The following is a 21,955-nucleotide window of genomic DNA, read 5'->3' as shown; positions in this document are numbered from 1 at the left end:
GCTCAGCGCAGCAGGTGGAGGTAGACCATGTCCTCGGCGTCGGGCTCGGTGGTCAGCGGCCGGAACCCGGCCGCGGCCGCGGCCCGCAGGCTGGCGGCGTTGTCCGGCTCGATGCCGAGGACGAACTGCTCGACGTCGGTGGTCTCCGGCGCCGCGACCAGCGCGGCCAGCGCCGCCCGCCCGTACCCCTGGCCGGTCCGCTCCGGGTCGACGACGTAGGCCGCGCCCATCGTGCGGCGGGGGTCCTCGGCCAGGACCTCCTCCCGCTCGGGGTCCCACGCCGTCCAGCGGTCGTAGACGTCGCCACCGATCTGGGCGACCGGGCGGCCCTCGTCGTCCAGCACCACGAAGGAGTGCGCCCGCAGCACGTGCCGGCCGCGGAACTCCTCGTCGCGGGCCGCCGCGCGCAGGGCCAGCTCCCGCTCGGGCCACTCCCGGCCGCCGAGCCGGCGCTGCACCTCGGCGTCGTCGAACCAGGGCAGGACGGCGAGCAGGTGCTCCGGCTGGAAGGGGACGAGCCGGACCGGCGGGTGCTCGCTCACGGCGTCACCCTGCCGTCGCCCGCGGCGCCCCGCACGCCGGCGGCGCCACCGGTGCGGCTCCCGGGGTCCGGTTGCGGCACGCCGGGGTCCGGAACCCGCGCCACGTCTGGACGCCGACTGCGTGGGTACGGGCGCCCGCGGACCGCACCCGACGAGAGACTCCCCATGCCCCACCTGCACCCAGCCCTGGCCCGCCCCGTGGCCGACCCCACCCCGCTGCGTCCCCGCGGACGACGCCTGTCCGGACGGCGGGTCGTCGTGACCGGCGGCGCCGACGGCCTCGGCGCGGCCATCGTGCGCGCCTTCGCCGACGAGGCGGCGACGGTGGCGGTGCTCGACCCGCGCGCGGAGGCCGCCGTCCGGCTGGCCGCGGAGGTCGGCGGGCGGGCCCACCCCGTCGACCTCGCCGACCCCGTGGACACGCGGGAGGCGATGGAGAAGGCGGTCGCCGGGCTCGGCGGTCTCGACGTCCTGGTGGCCTGCGCCGCGGAACAGCGGTACGCCCCGCTGCTGGAGATGGACCCGCTGGACCCGGGTGGGACCTTCCCCCTGCCGGTCCAGTCGATGCTCGCCGCGGTGCAGGCCGCGGCCTGCGCGATGGTGGGCTTCCGCACGCCCGGGGCCGACTGCGTCGGCAAGATCGTCACGGTCGCGGGCGCCGGCGGTCCCGACTCCGGCGGGCCGGCGCACCACGCCGCGGCGAGGGCGTCGGTCGTCGCCCTCACCCGGGCCGCGGCGCACGAGCTCGGTCCGCACGGCATCACGGTGAACTGCCTGTGCCCCGGCTACGTGCTGCCGCCCGCGGAGGCTGCCGCCCGCAACCGCGCCGAGGTCGCCGCGTGGTCGGCGCTGTCGCCGCTGGGCCGGCTGGGCGAGCCGCAGGACGTCGCCCGGGCCGCGGTGTTCCTCGCCTCCAGCGACTCGGACTACCTGACGGGGGACGCGCTCAACGTCGGTGGGGGCATGGGCCTGCACTGACAGACTGCCCGCGTGCGGGCAGAGGAGTGGGACCAGCGCTACGCCGAGCAGCGGCAGTGGTCGGCCGAGCCCAACGCCCTGGTGGCCGAGCTGCTCGACGGCCTGCCGCCGGGGACGGCCGTGGACCTGGCGGCGGGGGAGGGCCGGCACGCGCTGTGGCTGGCCGACCGCGGCTGGCAGGTGACCGCCGTCGACTTCTCCGCCACCGGCCTGGCCCGCGGCCGCGGCCGGCCGGGCGGGGAGCGGGTGACGTGGGTGACCGCCGACGTCCTCACGTGGACCGCGCCGCCGGACTCCCTCGACCTGGTGCTGGTGGCCTACCTGCACCTGCCCGAGGACGACACCGTCGCGCTGCTGCGCCGCGCGGTCGGCTGGCTGCGCCCGGGCGGACGGTTGCTGGTGCTCGGCCACGACGTCGACAACGTGACCGCCGGTGTCGGCGGCCCCCAGGACCCGGCGATCCTGCACAGCGTGGCGCGGCTGGCCCCGGTGGCCGCGCTGCTCGACGTCGACCGGTGCGCGCAGGTGCACCGGTCCACGCCGGCGGGGACCGCGCTGGACACCCTGCTGTGGGGCCGCCGGCCGGCCGGGACGTAGCGTGCCGGTCGTGATGGGGATGGGCGGTGCCGGCGGACCCGGGGCGGAGCGACGGCGACGGCTGGTCGCCGCGCTGGTCGTGGTCGCGATGCTCGTGGTGGCCGGCGCGACCGTGCTGTCGATCGCCCTCGGCTGAGCCGCTACCCCGGCACCTGCCCGGCCCGTGCCGGGAGGTGCTCGAGGAACCAGTCCCGGGCCAGCGCGGCGGCCGCCTCCAGCGTGCCCGGCTCCTCGAACAGGTGGCCCGCGCCCGGGACGACGGCCAGCCGGTTCACGCACCGCAGGCGCTCCTGGGCCCGCCGGTTGAGCTCCAGCACCTGCCCGTCCGCGCCGCCCACCACCAGCAGCGTGGGCGCGCGGACGTCGGCCAGCCGCGGCCCGGCCAGGTCCGGGCGCCCGCCCCGGGACACCACCGCCCGCACCTCGCCGTCGTCCGCCGCGGCCTCCAGCGCGGCGGCGGCCCCCGTGCTGGCACCGAAGAGGCCCACGGGCAGCCGCTCGCAGCCGGGGGCCGTGCGCAGCCAGGCGGTCACCGCGCCCAGCCGGCCGGCCAGCAGCCCGATGTCGAAGACGGCGGCGCGGTCCCCCTCCTCGGCGGGGGTGAGCAGGTCGAACAGCAGGGTGCCCAGGCCGGCCTGCTGGAGGACGCCGGCCACGAACCGGTTGCGGGGGCTGGACCGGCCGCTCCCGCTGCCGTGGGCGAAGACGACCAGGCCCGTCGCGCCCGCCGGCACCGTGAGCGTGCCGGTCAGGTCCACGCCGCCGGCGGGCACCGTGACCTCGGCACCGCCGTCGGCCCCCACGCCCACCGGGGCCGGCGCGGTGGGCGCCTCCAGCAGCGCCACGACCTCCTCGTCGGCCGTGGGCCGGAAGTCCTCGTAGAACCGGCCCACGGCGGCGAACCGGTGCGGCACCTCCAGGCACACCACCTCGTCGAACTCGCCGGCGAGGGCCCGCGCGCTCTCGCGGGCGCACACCGGCGCGGCGAGGACGACCCGGCCGGCGCCCTGGGCCCGGACGACCGCGCCGGCCGCCCGCGCGGTGGAGCCGGTCGCGATCCCGTCGTCCACCACGACCACCGTCCGCCCGGCCAGCGGCACCCGCGGGCGGTCCCCGCGGAAGCGCCGGGCGCGGTCCACGAGCTCGGCCCGCTCCCGCTCCTCGGCGCGGGCGACGACGTCCGGGCCCACGCCGGCCATGCCGACGACCCGCTGGTCGACCACGGTGACCCCGCCCTCGCCGACGGCGCCCATGGCCAGCTCGGGCTGGGAGGGCACCCCCAGCTTGCGCACCACGACGACGTCCAGCGGCGCGCCGAGGGCGCGGGCCACCTCGAAGGCCACCGGCACGCCGCCGCGCGGCAGGCCCAGCACGACGACGTCCTGCCCGCGCAGTGACTCCAGCTGCCGGGCCAGCCGCCGTCCGGCGTCCCGGCGATCGAGGAACGGCACGTGGCACCTCCTGGCCTCCGGTCCCCGATGCTGCGCGTCCGGAGGCGGTCGCCGACAGGGGACGTTGGTCCCCGGATGCGGCCGGGTGACCAAGGTCCCTGGCGTCGGGTCCGGGCGCCAGCTTGGGTGGAGGGACCGCAGGGGGAGCCGTGCAGTGCCCCCTGACCTCCACCCGGCACGAAGGGGCCCTGCATGACGCTGACCGACGACTCCGCCGTCGACCAGGCCGTGGCCCGTCTCGCCGACGAGTTCCGCGCCCGGTTGCGGCCGCAGGTGATCGGCACCGTCGTCCGCAACTGCCGCCGGGACCTCAGCGGGGTGCCGGCCACCGCCCTGCCCGAGCTCGTCGAGCGCCTGGCTCGGGCCCGGCTGGAGGCGCAGGGCTGAGCGGGGCGCCGCCGGCCCCGCCGCGTAAGTCGCTTGCTGCCGCCCGGACGATGTCCGGGTGGGCTTCGTGGACGTCACCGGGATCCGGCACACCCTCCCCGACGGGCGGGTGCTGATCGACGACGTCTCCTTCCGGGTCGGGGAGGGCGCCCGGGCGGCGCTCGTCGGCGAGAACGGGGCCGGGAAGACCACCCTGCTGCGGATCGTCGCCGGGGACCTCGTGCCCGAGGCCGGCACGGTCGCGCGCAGCGGCGGACTCGGCGTCATGCGCCAGTTCATCGGCTCGGTCCGGGACGACACGACGGTGCAGCGCTTCCTCGTCGACCTCGCGCCGCCCGCCGTCCGCGCCGCGTGGGAGGCGGTCGAGACCGCCGAGCTGACCCTCATGGAGACCGACGACGACGCCGCGCAGATGGCCTACGCCGAGGCGCTCGGCCAGTGGGGCGACGCCGGCGGCTACGAGGCCGAGGTGACCTGGGACGCGGTCACGGTGGCCGCGCTCGGCGTCCCCTACGAACGCTGCAAGTACCGCGACCTGTCCACCCTCTCCGGGGGCGAGCAGAAGCGGCTGGCCCTGGAGGCGCTGCTGCGCGGGCCGGACCAGGTGCTCCTGCTCGACGAGCCGGACAACTACCTCGACGTCCCGGGCAAGCGCTGGCTGGAGGAGCGCCTGCTGGAGACCCGCAAGACGGTGCTGTTCGTCAGCCACGACCGGGAGCTGCTGGCCCGCGTCGCTGACCGCGTGGTCACCGTGGAGGGCGGGACGGCGTGGGTGCACGGCGGCGGGTTCGCCGGCTACCCCGCGGCGCGGACCGCCCGGCACGAGCGGATGGCCGAGCTGCGCCGGCGCTGGGACGAGGAGCACGAGCGGCTGGTCGAGCTGGTCCGCACGCTGCAGCAGCAGGCGGCCAACTCGCCGGACATGGCCTCGCGGTACCGGGCGATGCAGACCCGGCTGGCCCGCTTCGAGGCGGAGGGGCCGCCCCCGGAGCGACCGCCGGAGCAGAAGGTGGCCATGCGGCTGCGGGGCGGGCGCACCGGCGTGCGGGCGGTGATGGCCGAGCAGCTGGAGCTGACCGGGTTGATGCGGCCGTTCGACCTGGAGGTCTGGTACGGGGACCGGGTCGCCGTCCTGGGCGCCAACGGCGCGGGCAAGTCGCACTTCCTGCGGCTGCTGGCCGGCCAGGACGTCGCGCACACCGGTGCCTGGCGGCTGGGCGCCCGCGTCGTGCCGGGCTTCTTCGCCCAGACCCACGCGCACCCCGAGTGGCTCGAGCGCACCCTCGTGGACCTCCTCTGGCACGGCGAGCCCGGGCGGCCGGGGGTCGACCGCGGGCGGGCGATGGCCGCGCTGCGCCGCTACGGCCTGGCCGACCAGGGCGACCAGCTGTTCCGGACCCTCTCCGGCGGGCAGCAGGCCCGCTTCCAGATCCTGCTGCTGGAGCTGTCGGGGGCCACGCTGCTGCTGCTCGACGAGCCCACCGACAACCTCGACGTGCTCTCTGCCGAGGCGCTGGAGGAGGCGCTGGCCGCGTTCGAGGGCACCGTCCTCGCGGTGACCCACGACCGCTGGTTCGCCCGGTCCTTCGACCGGTTCCTCGTCTTCGGCGCCGACGGCCGGGTGTACGAGGCGCCCGAGCCGGTCTTCGACGAGGCCCGGGTGCAGCGGGCGCGGTGACCCCCGGCGCACGCGGGACCCGCCCAGCGAGCCCCCGCCGGATCGCGCCGAGGCCGACGCCGCGGCCGCCCGGGTCCTCGCCGGCACCGGGGCCGACCGAGCCGACGGCTGAGCGCGGCGGACGCGCTCAGCCGAAGGCCCTGCCCTCGCCGCGGTAGGTGGGGACGGCGCCGGTGCGGACGTCGCCCTCCAGGGTGTGCAGGACGCCGACGTGCTCGCACAGCTCCCCGGCCTTGGCGTGCCGGAACCAGACCCGGTCGCCGACCCGCAGCCGCGCGGCGTCCGGCCCGCGCAGCGGGGTCTGCACCTCACCGGCCCCCTCGGTGCCCAGCAGCCGGAGCCCGGAGGGGTACGTCGGACGCGGCTGCCGGTCGTCCCCGGGTGGGCCGGAGGCCGACCAGCCACCCCCGGCGACGGTGACCGTGCCGGGCGCGGGGACGCGGGTGACGGGCAGGGCGAACAGGGCGGCCGGGCGGGCCGTGACGGCCCGGTAGCCGTCGAACAGCGTCGGGCAGAAGAGCCCGGAGCCGGCCGCCAGCTCGGTCACCGACGGATCGGCGGCGGTGCGCTCGAGGCTGCCGGTGCCGCCGCCGTTGACGAACTCCAGCGGGGCCACGGCGCGCACCGCGGCGACCACCGCGGCCCGCCGGCCGGTCAGCTCGCGGGCCGACACCGCCTGCATCCCGCGCACCGCCAGGCCGCGCGCCCGCCGGCCCGGCGGGGCGTCGGGCACCCCGGCGATCTGCGCCTCGTAGGCCATGAGGCCGACCAGCGTGAACCCCGGACGGGCGGCCACGGTGCGGGCCAGCGCGGCGGCGTCGGCCGGGGTGTGCACGGGGGAGCGGCGCACCCCCACGTGCACCCGGCCCCCGGCGGCCCGCAGCGACGCGTCGACGTCCAGGCAGACCCGCACCGGCGGACGCCGGCCGGCCGGCGCGACGGCGTCGACGACGTCGAGGTGGTCGGGGGAGTCGACCACGAGCGTCACCCGGGCCGCCGCGGTCTCGTCGGCCAGCAGCCGGCGCAGCGCACCGCGGTCGACCGACGGGTACCCCACGACGGCGTCGTCCGTGACGGGGTCCTCCCCGCCGGTCAGCCACAGCGCCTCGGCCAGCGAGTAGGCGAGGACCCCGGCGACGCCGGGCCGGGCCAGCACCCGGCGCAGCACCGGCCGGCAGCGCACCGACTTGCTCGCCACCCGGATCGGCCGGCCCCCGGCGCGGGCCACGAGATCGGCGGCGTTGGCGTCGAGGGCGTCGAGGTCGACGACGGCCAGCGGTGGGTCGAGGTCGGCGGTCGCGCGGTCCAGCCGCGCCCGCGCCGCCTCGGGGGACAGCTGCGGTGCGGCGCTCACGCGGCGAGGGTGGCCGTCCGACAGCGGAGGGTCAACCCCCGGTCGGGCCGTTGACCTGCGGACTCCGCGCCGTGCAGAGTCGCTCGGATCGAGTCGGAGGAGGGGCGGGTGGCGGTACGGACGGCGGTGCCCGGGAGCACCACGCGCTGGCGCAACTGGTCGGGCAACCAGCGCGCGGAGGTCGCCGTCGTGCACCCTGCCTCGGTCGAGGAGGTCGCCGCCGTCCTCACCGCGGCCGCCGGTGCCGGGCGCCGCGTGCGGCCGGTGGGCAGCAGCCACTCGTTCTCCGCCATCGCCCGTCCCGAGTCCGTGCAGGTGGTCCTCGACGAGCTGTGCGGCGTCGCGGTCACCCCCGACGGCCTGGTCACCGTCGGCGCCGGGACGCCGCTCTACCGCCTCAACGCCGAGCTGGCCCGCACCGGCTGGGCGCTGACCAACCTCGGCGACATCGACCGCCAGACCGTCGCCGGGGCCCTCGCGACCGGCACGCACGGCACCGGGGCCCGCTTCGGCGGGCTGGCCACCCAGGTCCGGGCCATCGAGCTGGTCACCCCGGCCGGGGAGGTGCTGCGCTGCGACGCGGCCACCCGGCCCGACGTCTTCCGCGCCGCCCGCGTCGGTCTGGGCGCCCTCGGCGTGGTCACCTCGGTGACCCTCCAGGCCGAGCCGGCGTTCGCACTGCACGCCGTCGAGGGGCCGGGCCGGCTCAGCGCCGCGCTGGAGCGCTTCGAGGAGCTGATGACCTGTACCGACCACGTCGAGTTCTACTGGTTCCCGCACACCGACGCGACGCTGGTGAAGTGCAACACCCGGGTGCCGCTGGCCGGGGGGCTCGACCCGCTGCCGCGGTGGCGGGCGGTCTGGGACGACGAGGTGCTGGCCAACGCCGCCTTCGCCGGCGTGGTCGCGGCCGGCCGGCGGGTTCCGGCCCTCGTGCCACCGCTGGCCCGCGTCTCGGCCCGGGCGCTGGGGGCACGCAGCTGGACCGACCACTCGCACCGGGTGTTCGTGAGCCGCCGCCGGGTCCGGTTCCTCGAGATGGAGTACGCCGTCCCGCGCGCGGACGCACCGGCGGTGCTCGCCGAGCTGCGCCGCGTGCACGAGGCCGGCGACTGGCGCACCGCCTTCCCCGTCGAGGTGCGGCTGGCCGCCGCCGACGACGTCCCCCTGTCGACGGCGTCCGGCCGGGACACCGCCTACATCGCCGCGCACGTGCCCGCCGGCACCGAGCCGGGCCCGTGGTTCGCCGCGGTCGAGGCGGTCGCGGGCGAGGTGGGCGGCCGCCCGCACTGGGGCAAGCTGCACGGGCTGGACGCCGCGGTGCTGCGGCAGCGCTATCCGCGGTTCGAGGAGTTCCTCGCCGTCCGCGACCGGCTGGACCCCGGCGGGGTGCTGGCCAACGCCCACCTCGACCGCGTGCTCGGCCCGGCCCCCGGCCGCTGACCGCTCAGGCCGTCGGGGTGCCGCCGATCGCGTCCAGCTCCTCCAGCTCCCGCGGCCCCAGCACCAGGGCCGCCGCGGCGAGGTTCTCCTCCAGGTGCGCGATCGACGAGGTGCCGGGGATCAGCAGCACGTTGGGGCTGCGGGCCAGCAGCCACGCGAGCGCGACCTGCATCGGGGTGGCCTCCAGCCGGCGGGCCACCGTCTCCAGGGCGGCCGACTGCAGCGGGGTGAACCCGCCGAGCGGGAAGTAGGGGACGTAGGGGATCCCCTCGCGGGCGAGGGCGTCGACCATCGCGTCGTCCTGCCGGTGCACCAGGTTGTAGTGGTTCTGCACGCAGACCACCGGCGCGATCGCCTGCGCCTCGGCCAGCTGCTGCGTCGTCACGTGGCTGATGCCGAGGTGGCGGACCAGCCCCTCCTGCTGCAGCGCGGCGAGTGCCTCGAACGGCTCGGCCAGGGACTGCTCGACCGGCCCGTGCACACCGGGCATCCGCAGGTTCACCACGTCGAGGGCCTCGACGCCGAGGTTGCGGCAGTTGTCCTCGACCGCCGAGCGGAGCTCCGCGGGGGAGAGGGCCGGCGGCCACCCGCCGTCCGGGGTCCGGCGGGCGCCGACCTTGGTCACGATGACCAGGTCCTCGGGGTAGGGGTGCAGCGCCTCGCGGATGATCTCGTTGGTGACGTGCGGCCCGTAGTAGTCGCTGGTGTCGACGTGGTCCACGCCGAGCTCCACCGCGCGGCGCAGGACGGCGACCGCGGCGTCCCGGTCGACCGGCGGGCCCATCACGTGCGGGCCGGCGAGCTGCATGGCGCCGTAGCCGATGCGGTGCACCGACCGGTCGCCGAGGGTGTACTGCCCGGACCGCTCTGCGGTGGAGGTCGTCATCCCCGGCCCCTACCCCGCCGGGGCGCCGGTCAGGCGGTGCTGCCGACCACCTCGGGGGCCGGCCGCACCGGCGCGGCAGCCGGGGTGGCGGCGCGTCGGGTGACCACCTGGGTGACGACGGCGATGCCGGCGCCGACCAGGGCGAGGACGGCCCCCACCCAGATCGGCGCGGTGTAGCCGAAGCCCGCCGAGAGCACGAGCGCGCCGAGGGCGGCGCCGACCGCGTTGGCCACGTTGAACGCGCCCTGGTTGGCCGCCGAGACCAGGCTGCCCCCGCGCACCCGGGCAGCCTCGATGACGCCGTTCTGCACGACCGGGCCGAGGGCGAAGGAGACCGTCCCGAACAGGACCAGCAGCACCACCGCGGCCACCGGGGTACGGGCGAGGAAGGCGAAGGCGGCCAGGACGACGGTGGTGGCCAGCAGCCCGACGGCGACGAAGGAGAAGCCGTACCGGTCACCGAAGCGCCCGCCGAGCAGGGTGCCCACGGTCGTGCCGATGCCGAACAGCGCGAGCACGGGGGTCACCCACGCCTCCGGGATGCCGCCGAGCTCGGTGAGGATCGGGCTGACGTAGCTGTAGACGGCGAACAGGGCGGCGAACCCGACCATGGTCAGGCCCAGCACCAGCCAGACCTGCCCGCGGCGGAAGGCGCGCAGCTCCGAGCGGAGGTCGCTGGGCTCGCCGACGTCCGCGGGCATCCACGCCAGCAGGCAGCCGATGGTGACCAGGCCGATGAGCGCGATCGCGCCCAGGACCAGCCGCCAGCTGGTCTGCTGGGCCACGAAGGTGCCGAGGGGGACGCCGACCACGTTGGCCAGGGTCAGCCCGGTGATCATCAGCGAGATCGCCTGGGTGGCGCGGTCGGGGGAGACCAGCCGGCGGGCGGCGACCGCGCCGACGCCGAAGAAGGCGCCGTGCGAGAGCGCGGTGAGCACCCGGGCCGCGGCCAGCGTCTCGTAGGTCGGGGCGAACGCCGACAGCGCGTTGCCGACGACGAACACGACCATGAGGCCGACGAGGGTCTGGCGGGGCGAGAAGCGCACCCCCAGCGCGGTCAGCGTGGGCGCGCCGACCACCACGCCGATCGCGTAGGCCGAGATGAGCATCCCGACCGCGGACACCGACACCCCGAGCCCGCCGGCGATCTGGGGCAGCATCCCCATGACGACGAACTCGGTGGTGCCGATGCCGAAGGCGCCGATGGCGAGGGCGAGCAGACCGCGGGGCACGAGGGGGACTCCAGGAGGACGACGGCGAGTACGGGTGTGGCTCGGACTGCGTCGTCCTGCCGGGGGTCGGGTCTCCGACCCTCTCCCAGGCCAAGGCGGTTCCCTGCACCGGCATGCCCCGAACGTCGGGTGGGTCTCCTCACACCCGACGTCCAGGGCGCGCCCGGGTCAGGGCTGCAGGAGCACCTTGACCGCGCCGTCCTTCTTCTCCCGGAAGTTGGCGTAGGCCTCCGGCGCCTGCTCCAGCGGCACGTGGTGGGTGGCGAAGTCGTCGACACCCAGCGGGTCGCCCTCGGTGAGGATCGGCAGGATGTCGGGCACCCAGCGCCACACGTTGGCCTGGCCCATGCGCAGCTGGATCTGCTTGTCGAACATCCGCATCAGGGGCAGCGGGTCGGTCGCGCCGCCGTACACGCCGGACAGCGAGATCGTGCCGCCCCGCCGGACGGCGTCGATGGCGGTGTTGAGGGCGGCGAGCCGGTCGACGCCGGCCACCTGCATGACCCGCTCCATGATCGCGTCGGGGACGACCGCGGTCGCCTTCTGGGCGAACGAGGCCAGCGGCGAGCCGTGCGCCTCCATGCCGACGGCGTCGATGACCGCGTCGGCGCCGCGGCCGTCGGTCGCGTCCTGGATGGCCTGGACGACGTCGTCCTTTCGCGTCGACCGGATGACGTTCGTGCCGCGGGCGCTGGCGCGCTGGATCCGCTCGGGGACGACGTCGGAGGCGTACACCTTCTCGATGCCCAGGTGGTGGGCGATGCGGGTGCACATGTCACCGATCGGGCCCAGCCCCAGGACCAGGAGGGTGCCGCCCGGCGGGACCGCGGCGTACTGGACCGCCTGCCAGGCGGTGGGCAGCACGTCGGAGAGGTAGACGAACCGGTCGTCGGGGAGCCCCGTCGGCACCTTGATCGGCAGCGTGTTGCCGAAGGGCACCCGCAGGTACTCCGCCTGGCCGCCAGGGACCTGCCCGTAGAGCTTCGTGTAGCCGAACAGCGAGGCGCCGAAGCCCTGGTCGCGGTTCTGCGTCGTCTCGCACTGGGACTGCAGGCCCTGCGAGCACATCCAGCAGGTGCCGCAGGAGATGTTGAAGGGGACGACGACCCGGTCACCGGGCTTGACGGCGGTCACCTCCGAGCCGACCTCGCGGACGATGCCCATCGGCTCGTGGCCCATCACGTCGCCCACCGACATGAAGGGCGCCATCACCTCGATGAGGTGCAGGTCGGAGCCGCAGATGCCGCTCGAGGTCACCTCGATGACGACGTCGGTCGGCTCCTGGATCGTGGGGTCGGGGACGGTGTCCACCCGGACGTCCGCCCGGCCGTGCCAGGTCACTGCGCGCATGTCGTTGTGCTCCTCGGGATCCGCGTCGGAGGGCTCCGACGGAGCCCTCCTGCCCTCCCGTGAGCTGGATCGCTCGTCCTCGGCCGCGCCGTCGGCGCGCCGCTCACCGTGCGGAGTGGGTGTAGTACGCGCAGCTGAATGGCACTGGTGCACTTCTGTGTTCCGGATCACAAACGCCCAGGTCAGAGAGGGTGTTCTCCGATCACGAACTGATAACGGCATGTTTACATGGACCACGTCCGCTCCCCCGGACCACCGCACGACGTCCTGTCCCCCACGGAAGCCAGGTGCATGACTCAGCTCCACGACGACCGCCTCCTCGCCGAGGGCCCGACACCCGTCCCGGGTGAGCGGATCCCCCTCGACCCGGCCGCGGTCCCGTCCTCGCGACGGCTGCAGGGAACGCCGGGGGAGCCGGAGGCGACGACCATCCCGACGCCGCGCGTGGGGGACGCGCCGCAGTCGGGGACCGGTCACGCGACCCGGCCCGGGCTCGCCGAGGTCACCGACCTCGCCGGCCTCAGCGGGCTGGCCGAGGCCACGGCCCGCGCCGGGATCGACGCACTCCGGGAGACGCGGGACCCCGCCCCGGCGCACGCCCCCGCCGTCCCGCCGGCCGGCAGCAGGCCCCGCCGGTCGGGCCTCCCGACGCCGCCCCGCCGGCCGGCGCTGTACCTGGCCGCCGCGCTCGTCGGCGCCGCGGGCCTGGGCCTGTTCTCCGCCGGTGACCCGGTGGCGCAGGCCGAGCCGGTGAGCGCCTCGGTCAGCGTCGCCGAGGAGCTCGGGCTGACCGGGCAGTCCGACACCGCCGTCATGCCCGAGGACGCCGCCGCGCGGCTGGAGGAGATGGCCGCCAGCCGCACCGCCCGGGAGGCGGAGCAGGCCGCCGCGGCGCAGGTGCAGGCCGAGGCCGACCGCCTGGCCGCCGAGGCCGCGGCGGAGGCCGCCCGCCCCAAGGCCGTGCTGCCCGTGACCGGCGCCCGGCTGAGCAGCACCTTCGGCGCCCGCTGGGGCACCCTGCACGCCGGCATCGACCTCGCCGCCCCCATGCGCACCCCCGAGTACGCGGCCATGGACGGGATCGTCCTGGAGGCCGGCCCCGCCAGCGGCTACGGCAACGCCGTCTACATCCAGCACGACAACGGCGACGTCACCGTCTACGGGCACATGGAGGAGATCCTCGTGTCGCCCGGCCAGCTGGTCCGCGCCGGCGACACGATCGCGCTGCTCGGCAACCGCGGCCAGTCCACCGGTCCGCACCTGCACTTCGAGGTCCGCCTCGGCGGCCCCGACGGCCCGAAGACCGACCCGCTCCCGTGGCTGCGCGAGCGCGGCGTCCAGATCTAGGCGAGGACCCCGCCGTCCGACGTCCTCCCCCGGCCGGTCCGGGCGGAGGACGTCGTGCGTTGCGGCACACTCGCGGTGTGCGGCGCGGGGCGGAGGTGGGCAGCTGATGGGGCACGACCACGGCCACGCGCACGGCCCGGCCACCGCCTCGGCGGCGCACCGGCGCCGGCTGGCCGTCGTCCTCGTCCTCACCGTCGCCGTCATGGCCGCCGAGGTCGTCGGCGCGGTGGTCTCGGGGTCGCTGGCCCTGCTGGCCGACGCCGGGCACATGGCCACCGACGCCCTCGGCATCGGCCTCGCGCTGGGCGCGGTCACCCTGGCCCAGCGCCCACCGCGCGGACGCCGGACCTTCGGCTGGCAGCGCGTGGAGATCCTCGCCGCGGTCGCCAACGGGCTGCTGCTGGCCGGCGTCGCCGTCTACGTCCTCGTCGAGGCGGTCCGCCGGATCGGGGACCCACCGGACATCGGCTCCGGCGTGATGCTCGCCGTCGCCGCCGTGGGCCTGGCGGTCAACCTGGGCGGGCTGGCGCTGCTGCACCGCGGGCGCGGCGACTCGCTGAACGTCCGGGGTGCCCACCTCGAGGTCCTCGCCGACGCGCTGGGCTCGGTGGCGGTCATCGTCGCCGCCGTCCTCGTCGCCACCACCGGCTGGACGCCGGCCGACACCGTCGCCTCGATCGCGATCGGCCTCCTCGTCCTGCCCCGGGCCTGGTCCCTGCTGCGCGAGGCCGGCGACGTCCTGCTGGAGGCCGCTCCCCGGGGGGTCGACATGGCGGCGGTGCGGGCGCACATCCTCGCGGTGGACGGCGTGCTCGGCGTCCACGACCTGCACGCCTGGACGATCACCTCCGGCCTGCCGGTGCTCTCCGCCCACGTCGTGGTCACCGACGAGGCCCTCGAGGCCGGGCACGGGGGACGGGTGCTCGACGCCCTCTGCGTCTGCCTGGGCGACCACTTCGACGTCGAGCACTGCACCTTCCAGCTGGAGGCCGCCGCCCACGCCGGCCACGAGGCGCCCGTCCACGACTGAGGAAGGACCCCCTGCCCCCCGCCACTCGCGAGCTCGCGGCGGGCCCCTGCAGGGGGCCAGGAGCCGAGGTGTGACCCCCTGCCCCCGCCGCTCGCGAGCTCGCGGCGGGCCCCTGCAGGGGGCCAGGAGCCGAGGTGGGACCCCTGCCCCCCGCCACTCGCGAGCTCGCGGCGGGCCCCTGCAGGGGGCCACCTGGTCGGGTGCCGCAGTGGGACAGTGGGGGAGCAGTCGGGACACGGGAGGCGCAGCGGTGGAGCACGGTCAGCACTCGGGCATGTGGGTGCCCAGCGAGCCACCCACCTGGGGGCGGATGTTCCTGCCGCACCTGGACGGCTGGTCGGTGCTGGCGGTGCTCAGCCTGCTCGGGATCGTCGGCTACCTGGGCGCCCTGGTCGTCCTGCGGCGCTCCGGGGTGGCCTGGCCGTGGTGGCGGACGGCGGCCTGGCTCGCCGGCTGCCTGTCGCTGTTCGCGGTGACCGGCACCTGGCTCAACGGCTACAGCATGGTGCTGTTCAGCATCCACATGGCCCAGCACATGGTGCTGTCGATGGTGGCGCCGCTGCTTCTGCTGCTCGGCGCCCCGGTCACCCTCGCGCTGCGCACCCTGCCCCGCGGCAAGGGGGTGGCCGGCGTCCCGAGGGCGCTGCTGCTCGACGCCCTGCACAGCCGCGTGGCCCGCTTCCTGTCGCACCCGGCGTTCACGCTGCCGCTGTTCCTGGCCAGCCTCTACGGCGTCTACTTCACGCCCGTCTTCGACGCGCTGATGGCCGACCCGTTCGGCCACCAGTTCATGCTCGCCCACTTCACCGTGACCGGGCTGCTGTTCTTCGGTCCGATCCTCGCCCAGGACCCGTGGCCACGGACCGCCGGGCACGGTGGGCGCATGCTCGAGCTGCTCATCCCCATGCCGCTGCACGCCTTCTTCGGCGTCGCGGTGATGATGTCCAGCGCGCTGGTCGTCACCACCTTCGCGGACCCGCCGGCGGGCTGGGGCGTCGACACGCTGGCCGACCAGAAGGCCGCCGGCAGCATCGCGTGGTCCTTCGGCGAGCTCCCCACCGTCTTCGTCATGGCGATCGTGCTGTTCTCGTGGATGGGCTCGGAGGAACGCCGCGCCAAGCGCCTCGACCGGGCCGCCGTCCGCACCGAGGACGCCGAGCTGGAGGCGTACAACGCCCGCCTCCGTGCGATGGCGGCGGCCACACCGTCGTCCTCCCGGACGACGCGGTGACTCCCTGACGCAACTCCCGGGGAGGTGCCGCCCGGGGCCGCCCGACCGGCACACCTGCCCCGGGGTCGCGCCGGACGGCACTGCGGCCCCTCCCGGGACGGATCCGGGGAGGGGCCGCAGGAGCGGTGCGCGTCAGCCGACGTGGACGACGGCGTCGCTGTCGGTGGGCAGGTCCTCCTTGGTGGCCTTGATGAGCACCGCGGAGACCAGCGCGCCGAGGACGAGCAGCGCCGCCGCCCAGGTGAAGGCGGTCGTGTAGCCCTCCACCTGCGCCTGCAGCGCCACGGCCGGGTCCTGCGGGTCGCCGCCGGAGGCCGCGACGCCGGTCACGTGGTCGGTGATCGCGCCGACCGACAGCGTCGCGAGCAGCGCGGTGCCGATCGAGGCGCCTACCTGCTGGGTGGCGTTCAGCACCGCGCTGGCCGCGCCGGCGTCGTGCGCGCCGGCCCCGACCAGGGCCAGGTTGGACAGCGGCACGAAGGTGAACCCGAGACCCAGGCCGAGCAGCAGCTGCCCGGGGAAGGCCAGCGACCAGAAGCCGCTGTCGACGTCCAGGAACGACAGGACGAACAGGCCGGAGGCCGCCAGCAGCCCGCCGAGCACCATCAGCGGCTTCGGGCCGACCTTGACCACCAGCGCGCTGGCCGCGCCGGCGGAGAGCAGCACGCCCAGGGTCACCGGCAGCGAGGCGATGCCCGCGTGCACCGGCTTGTACTGCAGCACCTGCTGGAAGTACAGGCTCAGGAAGAAGAAGGCGCCGATCAGCCCGGCGCCGACCAGCGTCGAGGTCAGGTAGGCCCCGCCCCGGTTGCGGTCGAGGACGATCCGCATCGGCAGCAGCGGGTTGCGGATCCGCAGCTCCAGGACGACGAACGCCGCGACCAGCACCACGCCGACGACGATGAACGTCAGCGCCGCCGGGTCGGTCCAGCCGCTGTCGGTTCTGCCGGCAGCCGCGTTCTCCTGCGACTTCTCGGCGACCTGGGTGAAGCCGTAGACGAACGACGCGATGCCGGCGGTGACCAGGACGGCGCCGGGGATGTCGTAGCTGGTGTCACCCGGCGCCCGGCTCTCCGGCACGATCGGGATGGCGGCGAGGATCGCGATGACGGCGACGGGCAGGTTCACCCAGAAGCACCACCGCCAGTCGGCGTACTCGGTGAGCACGCCGCCGAGCAGCAGGCCCACGGCCGAGCCGCCGCCGGCGATCGCGCCGTAGACGGCGAAGGCCTTCGCCCGCTCCCTGGCGTCGGTGAACAGCACGGTGAGCAGGGCCAGCGACGCGGGGGCGAGCAGCGCACCGAAGGCGCCCTGCAGCGCCCGGGCGGCGAAGAGCATCGTCTCGTCCTGCGCGATCCCGCCGAGCGCGGAGGCGACGGCGAAGCCGGCCGCGCCGACGAGGTAGGTGCGCTTGCGGCCCCAGAAGTCGGCGATCCGGCCGCCGAGCAGCAGGAAGCCACCGAAGGTCAGCGTGTACGCGGTGACGATCCACTGCTGGCTGGCCGCGCTGATCTGCAGGTCGGCCGAGACGGCCGGCAGGGCGATGTTGACGATGGTGGCGTCGAGGATGACCAGCAGGACGGTCAGCGCGATGACGCCCAGGGCCAGCCACCGCCTCGGGTACGGCTCCTCGCCGGTGTGGCCGGCGCCGGGGGCGCGGGTGGACGTGGGGTCAGTCATGGATGGTCCTCAGGAGGTCGTGCGGGAGAACCCGGTCATCGGGCGCTCCGCAAGGTAGCCGCCTGCGACCATGTCCACGTGCCGTTTTCCCTGGTGTTCACCTCGGACACGCACGTCCCCAAGCGTGCGCGTGACCTACCTCATCCCCTGTGGGCCGCGATCGACGACGCCGACGTCGTCGTCCACGCGGGGGACTGGGTGGACGTCGCGCTGCTCGACCGGCTGGAGGAGCGGTCGCGGCGGCTCGTCGCGGTGTACGGCAACAACGACCACGGCGCCCTGCGCGAGCGGCTGCCGGAGGTGGCCCGCGCCGAGATCGAGGGGATCCGGCTGGCCGTCGTCCACGAGACCGGCGACCGGAAGGGCCGCGAGGCCCGGTGCGCCGCCCGCTTCCCCGACACCGACCTGCTCGTCTTCGGGCACAGCCACATCCCCTGGGACACCACGGCCGACACCGGCCTGCGGCTGCTCAACCCCGGCTCGCCGACCGACCGCCGCCGGCAGCCGCACGGCACCTTCGTCACCGCGGTGGCCGCCGACGGCGCGCTGCACGACGTGACGTTCCACCCGGTCCCGAGGTGACGGAGGACGACGCCCCCAGAGCCCGCTGGCGCCACCTCGGGGTCGGCCTCGCCGGACTGGTCGCCGCCTGCGCCGCCCAGAACGGGCTGCCGTTCCTCACCGTCGCCCTGCGGGCCGAGGGCCTGGGCCTGGCCGCGATCGGACTGCTGGTGAGCGCGCCCGCGGCGGGCCTGGTCCTCAGCCTCCTCGCCTGGGGTGCGGCGGCCGACCGGTACGGCGAGCGGGTGGTGCTGACCGCGGGCCTGGCGGTCGCCGCGATCGCCCTCACCGGGGCGGCGCTGGCCGCGACGCCGGTCGCGGTGGGCCTGTGGCTGCTGCTCGCCGGCGCCGGCAGCGCCTCGGTGCACGCGGCCAGCGGGCGGCTGGTGCTCGGGTGGTTCCCCGCGCGGCAGCGGGGGCTGGCCATGGGCATCCGGCAGGCGGGGCAGCCGATCGGGGTGGGCCTGGCGGCGCTGGTCCTGCCGCGCCTGGCCGAGGACGGCACCGGCCGGGCGTTCGCCGCCCTCGCCGCCGGGTGCGCGGTCACCGCCGTCCTCATCGGGGTCCTCGTGCGGGACCCGGCGCGGCCGGCGCCCCCCGCCGGGACGCCGCGGGCGGCCTCGCCCTACCGGTCCCCGGTGCTGTGGCGGGTGCACGCGGCCAGCACGCTGCTGGTGGTCCCGCAGTTCGTGGTGGGCGCGTTCGCCTTCGACTTCCTGGTCCGCGACGCCGGGTGGACCGCGGCCGCCGCCGGCACGCTGCTCGCGGTCACCCAGGCCGGCGGTGCGGCCGCCCGGCTGGGTGCCGGCGTCTGGTCGGACCGGGCGGGCAGCCGGCTGGCGCCCCTGCGGCTGATCGCGGCGGCGGTCGCCGTCGTCGTCGCCGGGGTGGCCGTCGTCGCGACGCTGACCCCCTCGTCGGTGGGCCCGGTCGCGGCGGCGGGTGCCGTCGTCCTCGCCGCGGTGGTCACCGTGAGCCCCAACGGGGTGGCCTTCACCTCGGTGGCCGAGCACGCCGGGGCGGCCTGGGCCGGTCGCGCGCTGGGGGCGCACAACACCGCCCAGAACCTGTCCGCGGCGGCGACCGTGCCGCTGGCCGCCCTGCTCGTCGAGAGCGGCGCGGGGTACCCGGCGGCGTTCGCCGCCGGCGCCGTCGCCGCCGCCCTGGCGGTCGGCGTCGTGCCGGGCCGGACGGCCGAGGAGCCGCCGGCGGCGGCGCGACCCGGTGCGGCGGTGCGGGCCCGGTGAGCCCCCGCCGCCCCTGGCCGTCGCGCGCGGTGGACCTGCTGGCCTGCCCGGTCTGCGGCGGACCCCTGGCGGCCCTGCCCGACGACGCCGGGCTGCGCTGCCCCGCGGGGCACGCCTTCGACCGCGCCCGGCAGGGCCACGTCACGCTGCTGCCCCCGGGGCACGTGCCGCCGTCCGGGGACTCCGCGGCGATGGTCGCCGACCGGGTCGCGTTCCTCGCCGCCGGGCACTACGCCGGCATCACCGGCGCCCTGGCCGACGCCGTCGCGGCCGGGGACGACGGCCCGCCCGCGACCCTGCTGGACCTCGGCGGCGGGACGGGGCAGCACCTGGCCGGGGTCCTCGACCGCCTGCCCGACGCGGTCGGCGTCGTCCTCGACTCCTCCCGGTACGCGGCGCGGCGGGCGGCCGCCGTCTCCCCGCGGGCGGTGGCCGTCGTCGCCGACGCCTGGGCGCGGCTCCCGGTCCGGGACGCCGCCGTCGACCGCGTGCTCGTCGTCTTCGCCCCCCGCAACGGGCCCGAGATCGCGCGGGTGCTGCGGCCCGCGGGCCGGCTGGTGGTCGTCACCCCCGCCGCCGACCACCTGACCGAGCTGGTGGAGCCGCTGGGGCTGCTGCGGGTCGACCCGGAGAAGGCGCGCCGGCTGGCCGCCACCCTGGAGCCGCACCTGCGGCCGGTCGCCGACGCCGGTCACCGGGAGCGGCTCGAGCTGGACCGGGCCGCGGTCACCACGCTCGTCGGCATGGGCCCGCACGCCCGCCACCTCCCGCCGGACGCGCTGGCCGCCGCGGTCGCCGGGCTCCCGGAACGGTCGTCGGTGACGGTGTCGGTCGACGTGACCAGCTGGGTGCCGGCCGGCTGACGGCCCCGCCGGGGCCCTGCCCGACGACGGCTGTGCGCTGCGCCACAGCGGACCCACCGGCGGTGTGCGGCGCGCCTCCACCGTCGGGAGGAGACGCCACGGAGTCACCGTCTAAGCTCGCGGCCGTGACGATCGCACCGGCGCCGATCGTGAGCCGGCCGAGCCCGGCTCACGAGGTCGAGAAGGGTTCGCGGCTCTCGAATCTGCTGCGGACCACCGACCACAAGACCATCGGCCTCATGTACCTGGCCACCTCGTTCGCATGGTTCCTGCTGGGCGGGCTGATGGCCATGCTCATCCGTGGGGAGCTGGCCCAGCCGGGCCTGCAGTTCCTCTCCCCGGAGCAGTACAACCAGCTGTTCACCATGCACGGCACGGTGATGCTGCTGATGTTCGCGACGCCGCTGTTCTTCGCGTTCGGCAACCTGATCATGCCGCTGCAGATCGGTGCTCCCGACGTCGCCTTCCCGCGGCTGAACGCCTTCTCGTACTGGCTGTTCCTGCTCGGGTCGCTGGTCGCGCTGTCGGGCTTCCTGACCCCGGGTGGTGCGGCCGACTTCGGCTGGACCGCCTACACCCCGCTGTCCGACGTCACGAACAGCCCCGGCGCCGGCGGCAACCTCTGGATCACCGGCCTCGCGGTCAGCGGTCTGGGCACCATCCTCGGTGGCGTCAACTTCATCGCCACGATCGTCTGCCTGCGCGCGCCGGGCATGACGCTGTTCCGGATGCCGATCTTCACCTGGAACGCGCTCGTCACCAGCGTGCTGATCCTGCTGGCCTTCCCGATCCTCACCGCCGCGCTGCTGGCCCTGCTGGCCGACCGGAACCTCGGTGCGCTGGTCTACTCGGAGGAGAACGGCGGGGCGCTGCTGTGGCAGCACCTGTTCTGGTTCTTCGGGCACCCCGAGGTCTACATCATCGCGCTGCCGTTCTTCGGCATCATCACCGAGATCATCCCGGTGTTCAGCCGCAAGCCGCTGTTCGGCTACAAGGGCATGGTCTTCGCCACCCTGGCCATCGGTGGTCTGTCGCTGACGGTGTGGGCGCACCACATGTACGCCACCGGCGCGGTGCTGCTGCCCTTCTTCGCCTTCCTGACCTACCTGATCGCCGTGCCGACCGGCATCAAGTTCTTCAACTGGATCGGCACCATGTGGCGGGGTCAGCTGACCTTCGAGACGCCGATGCTGTTCTCCGTCGGCTTCATGGTGACCTTCCTCCTCGGCGGTCTCACCGGCGTGCTGCTGGCCAGCCCGCCCCTGGACTGGCACGTCTCCGACTCGTACTTCGTCGTCGCCCACTTCCACTACGTGGTCTTCGGGACCGTCGTGTTCGCCGCCTACGCCGGCATCTACTTCTGGTTCCCGAAGATGTGCGGCCGGATGATGGACGAGCGCCTCGGGAAGCTGCACTTCTGGCTGACCTTCATCGGCTTCCACGGCACCTTCCTCGTCCAGCACTGGCTGGGCAACGAGGGCATGCCGCGCCGGTACGTCAACTACCTGCCCACCGACGGGTTCACCACGCTGAACACGATCTCGACGATCTTCTCGTTCGTGCTCGGCGCCTCGACGATCCCGTTCCTGTTCAACGTCTACAAGTCCTGGAAGTACGGGCGGCTCGCCGTCCGCGACGACCCCTGGGGCCACGGCAACTCGCTGGAGTGGGCGACGTCGTCCCCGCCGCCTCGGCACAACTTCGTCGAGATCCCGAAGATCCGCTCCGAGCGGCCGGCGTTCGAGGCGCACTACCCGCACCTGCTCGACCGCCTGCAGCGCGAGGCGCACGCCGGCAAGCGGCACGAGCCCTACGGAGGGGTCAGCAACATCGGCCTCACCGAGGGCCGGCGGCAGGGGCCGAACGACCCCGACCCCAGCTGAACCAGGCTCCCGCAGGGAGCGCCCGCGACGCCCCGTCGGCCACCGGCCGGGGGGGGGGGGGGGGGGGGGGGGGGGGGGGGGGGGGGGGGGGGCGGGCGGGCGGGGGGGGGGGGGGGGGGGGGGGGGGGGGGGGGGGGGGGGGGGGGGGGGGGGGGGGGGGGGGGGGGGGGGGGGGGGGGGGGGGGGGGGGGGGGGGGGGGGGGGGGGGGGGGGGG

20 protein-coding genes are annotated in these 21,955 nt (G+C 75.9%); 13 read left to right on the top strand and 7 right to left on the bottom strand.

Annotation, left to right across the window (positions count from 1 at the left end):
• Positions 1-2: 2 nt before the first annotated feature.
• Positions 3-542 (bottom strand): GNAT family N-acetyltransferase, encoded by a 540-nt coding sequence (locus ACI79E_RS18235; RefSeq protein ID WP_456933978.1) that lies wholly within the window; start codon positions 540-542, stop codon positions 3-5.
• A 165-nt stretch (positions 543-707) separates the two neighbouring features.
• Here ACI79E_RS18235 and ACI79E_RS18230 point away from each other — a divergent pair, with 165 nt between their 5' ends.
• Genes ACI79E_RS18230 through ACI79E_RS18220 form a run of 3 tightly spaced genes read left to right on the top strand, consistent with a single transcriptional unit; the run spans position 708 to position 2,253 of the window.
• Positions 708-1,520: an SDR family NAD(P)-dependent oxidoreductase gene (locus tag ACI79E_RS18230; RefSeq protein ID WP_456933977.1), complete on the top strand. Its 813-nt coding sequence runs from the start codon at positions 708-710 to the stop codon at positions 1,518-1,520.
• Positions 1,521-1,532: 12 nt separating this feature from the next.
• Positions 1,533-2,117: a class I SAM-dependent methyltransferase gene (locus ACI79E_RS18225; RefSeq protein WP_456933976.1), complete on the top strand. Its 585-nt coding sequence runs from the start codon at positions 1,533-1,535 to the stop codon at positions 2,115-2,117.
• A gap of 1 nt (position 2,118) precedes the next feature.
• Positions 2,119-2,253 carry a hypothetical protein gene (locus ACI79E_RS18220; protein ID WP_456933975.1) on the top strand — a complete coding sequence of 45 codons (135 nt, stop codon included), beginning with the start codon at positions 2,119-2,121 and terminating at the stop codon, positions 2,251-2,253.
• Positions 2,254-2,257: 4 nt separating this feature from the next.
• On the opposite strand, the gene ACI79E_RS18215 is transcribed toward ACI79E_RS18220, so the two are convergent.
• The gene (locus ACI79E_RS18215; RefSeq protein ID WP_456933974.1) at positions 2,258-3,568 is read right to left on the bottom strand and encodes a phosphoribosyltransferase family protein; all 1,311 of its coding nucleotides are present in this window, start codon (positions 3,566-3,568) and stop codon (positions 2,258-2,260) included.
• 192 nt (positions 3,569-3,760) lie between these two features.
• On the opposite strand from ACI79E_RS18215, the gene ACI79E_RS18210 reads away from it, so the two are divergent.
• Together ACI79E_RS18210 and ACI79E_RS18205 are read left to right on the top strand one after the other, a co-directional pair.
• The gene (locus ACI79E_RS18210; RefSeq protein WP_456933973.1) at positions 3,761-3,955 is read left to right on the top strand and encodes a three-helix bundle dimerization domain-containing protein; all 195 of its coding nucleotides are present in this window, start codon (positions 3,761-3,763) and stop codon (positions 3,953-3,955) included.
• 58 nt (positions 3,956-4,013) lie between these two features.
• The gene (locus ACI79E_RS18205; protein ID WP_456933972.1) at positions 4,014-5,633 is read left to right on the top strand and encodes an ABC-F family ATP-binding cassette domain-containing protein; all 1,620 of its coding nucleotides are present in this window, start codon (positions 4,014-4,016) and stop codon (positions 5,631-5,633) included.
• Positions 5,634-5,760: 127 nt separating this feature from the next.
• On the opposite strand, the gene ACI79E_RS18200 is transcribed toward ACI79E_RS18205, so the two are convergent.
• Entirely contained in the window at positions 5,761-6,987 is a 1,227-nt protein-coding gene (locus tag ACI79E_RS18200; RefSeq protein WP_456933971.1) for an amino acid deaminase/aldolase, read from the bottom strand.
• Between the two features lie 108 nt (positions 6,988-7,095).
• Here ACI79E_RS18200 and ACI79E_RS18195 point away from each other — a divergent pair, with 108 nt between their 5' ends.
• Entirely contained in the window at positions 7,096-8,430 is a 1,335-nt protein-coding gene (locus tag ACI79E_RS18195) for a D-arabinono-1,4-lactone oxidase (RefSeq protein ID WP_456933970.1), read from the top strand.
• A gap of 4 nt (positions 8,431-8,434) precedes the next feature.
• On the opposite strand, the gene ACI79E_RS18190 is transcribed toward ACI79E_RS18195, so the two are convergent.
• The 3 genes from ACI79E_RS18190 to ACI79E_RS18180 all read right to left on the bottom strand — a co-directional run bounded on the left by ACI79E_RS18190 (position 8,435) and on the right by ACI79E_RS18180 (position 11,898).
• Positions 8,435-9,316, bottom strand: a complete 882-nt coding sequence (locus tag ACI79E_RS18190) for an aldo/keto reductase family oxidoreductase (RefSeq protein WP_456933969.1) — start codon at positions 9,314-9,316, stop codon at positions 8,435-8,437.
• Positions 9,317-9,345: 29 nt separating this feature from the next.
• A complete protein-coding gene (locus tag ACI79E_RS18185) occupies positions 9,346-10,548 on the bottom strand; it encodes an MFS transporter (RefSeq protein WP_456933968.1) in 1,203 nt (400 codons plus the stop codon).
• 168 nt (positions 10,549-10,716) lie between these two features.
• Positions 10,717-11,898: an alcohol dehydrogenase catalytic domain-containing protein gene (locus ACI79E_RS18180; protein ID WP_456933967.1), complete on the bottom strand. Its 1,182-nt coding sequence runs from the start codon at positions 11,896-11,898 to the stop codon at positions 10,717-10,719.
• A 291-nt stretch (positions 11,899-12,189) separates the two neighbouring features.
• On the opposite strand from ACI79E_RS18180, the gene ACI79E_RS18175 reads away from it, so the two are divergent.
• From ACI79E_RS18175 to ACI79E_RS18165, 3 genes are all read left to right on the top strand, one after another.
• On the top strand, positions 12,190-13,245 hold the full coding sequence (locus ACI79E_RS18175) for a peptidoglycan DD-metalloendopeptidase family protein (RefSeq protein ID WP_456933966.1): 1,056 nt from the start codon (positions 12,190-12,192) through the stop codon (positions 13,243-13,245).
• A 106-nt stretch (positions 13,246-13,351) separates the two neighbouring features.
• Positions 13,352-14,275, top strand: a complete 924-nt coding sequence (locus ACI79E_RS18170; RefSeq protein WP_456933965.1) for a cation diffusion facilitator family transporter — start codon at positions 13,352-13,354, stop codon at positions 14,273-14,275.
• A 250-nt stretch (positions 14,276-14,525) separates the two neighbouring features.
• Positions 14,526-15,506 (top strand): cytochrome c oxidase assembly protein, encoded by a 981-nt coding sequence (locus ACI79E_RS18165; protein WP_456933964.1) that lies wholly within the window; start codon positions 14,526-14,528, stop codon positions 15,504-15,506.
• Positions 15,507-15,638: 132 nt separating this feature from the next.
• Here the strand turns inward: ACI79E_RS18165 and ACI79E_RS18160 are convergent, their stop codons facing one another.
• Positions 15,639-17,186, bottom strand: a complete 1,548-nt coding sequence (locus ACI79E_RS18160; protein ID WP_456933963.1) for an MFS transporter — start codon at positions 17,184-17,186, stop codon at positions 15,639-15,641.
• A 78-nt stretch (positions 17,187-17,264) separates the two neighbouring features.
• On the opposite strand from ACI79E_RS18160, the gene ACI79E_RS18155 reads away from it, so the two are divergent.
• The 4 genes from ACI79E_RS18155 (at position 17,265) to ctaD (ending at position 21,740) form a co-directional block, all read left to right on the top strand.
• Positions 17,265-17,768 carry a metallophosphoesterase family protein gene (locus tag ACI79E_RS18155; protein WP_456933962.1) on the top strand — a complete coding sequence of 168 codons (504 nt, stop codon included), beginning with the start codon at positions 17,265-17,267 and terminating at the stop codon, positions 17,766-17,768.
• Entirely contained in the window at positions 17,765-18,994 is a 1,230-nt protein-coding gene (locus ACI79E_RS18150) for an MFS transporter (protein WP_456933961.1), read from the top strand. The genes ACI79E_RS18155 and ACI79E_RS18150 overlap by 4 nt, the downstream gene beginning before the upstream one ends.
• Positions 18,991-19,857: a putative RNA methyltransferase gene (locus tag ACI79E_RS18145; protein WP_456933960.1), complete on the top strand. Its 867-nt coding sequence runs from the start codon at positions 18,991-18,993 to the stop codon at positions 19,855-19,857. The genes ACI79E_RS18150 and ACI79E_RS18145 overlap by 4 nt, the downstream gene beginning before the upstream one ends.
• Before the next feature lie 125 nt (positions 19,858-19,982).
• Positions 19,983-21,740 (top strand): aa3-type cytochrome oxidase subunit I, encoded by a 1,758-nt coding sequence (gene ctaD / locus ACI79E_RS18140; protein ID WP_456933959.1) that lies wholly within the window; start codon positions 19,983-19,985, stop codon positions 21,738-21,740.
• Positions 21,741-21,955 lie beyond the last annotated feature (215 nt).

Source organism: Geodermatophilus sp. SYSU D00079 (assembly GCF_054050635.1).
Note: the sequence above shows the minus strand (reverse complement) of the source record. Positions and strands in the feature narration are given on the sequence as shown.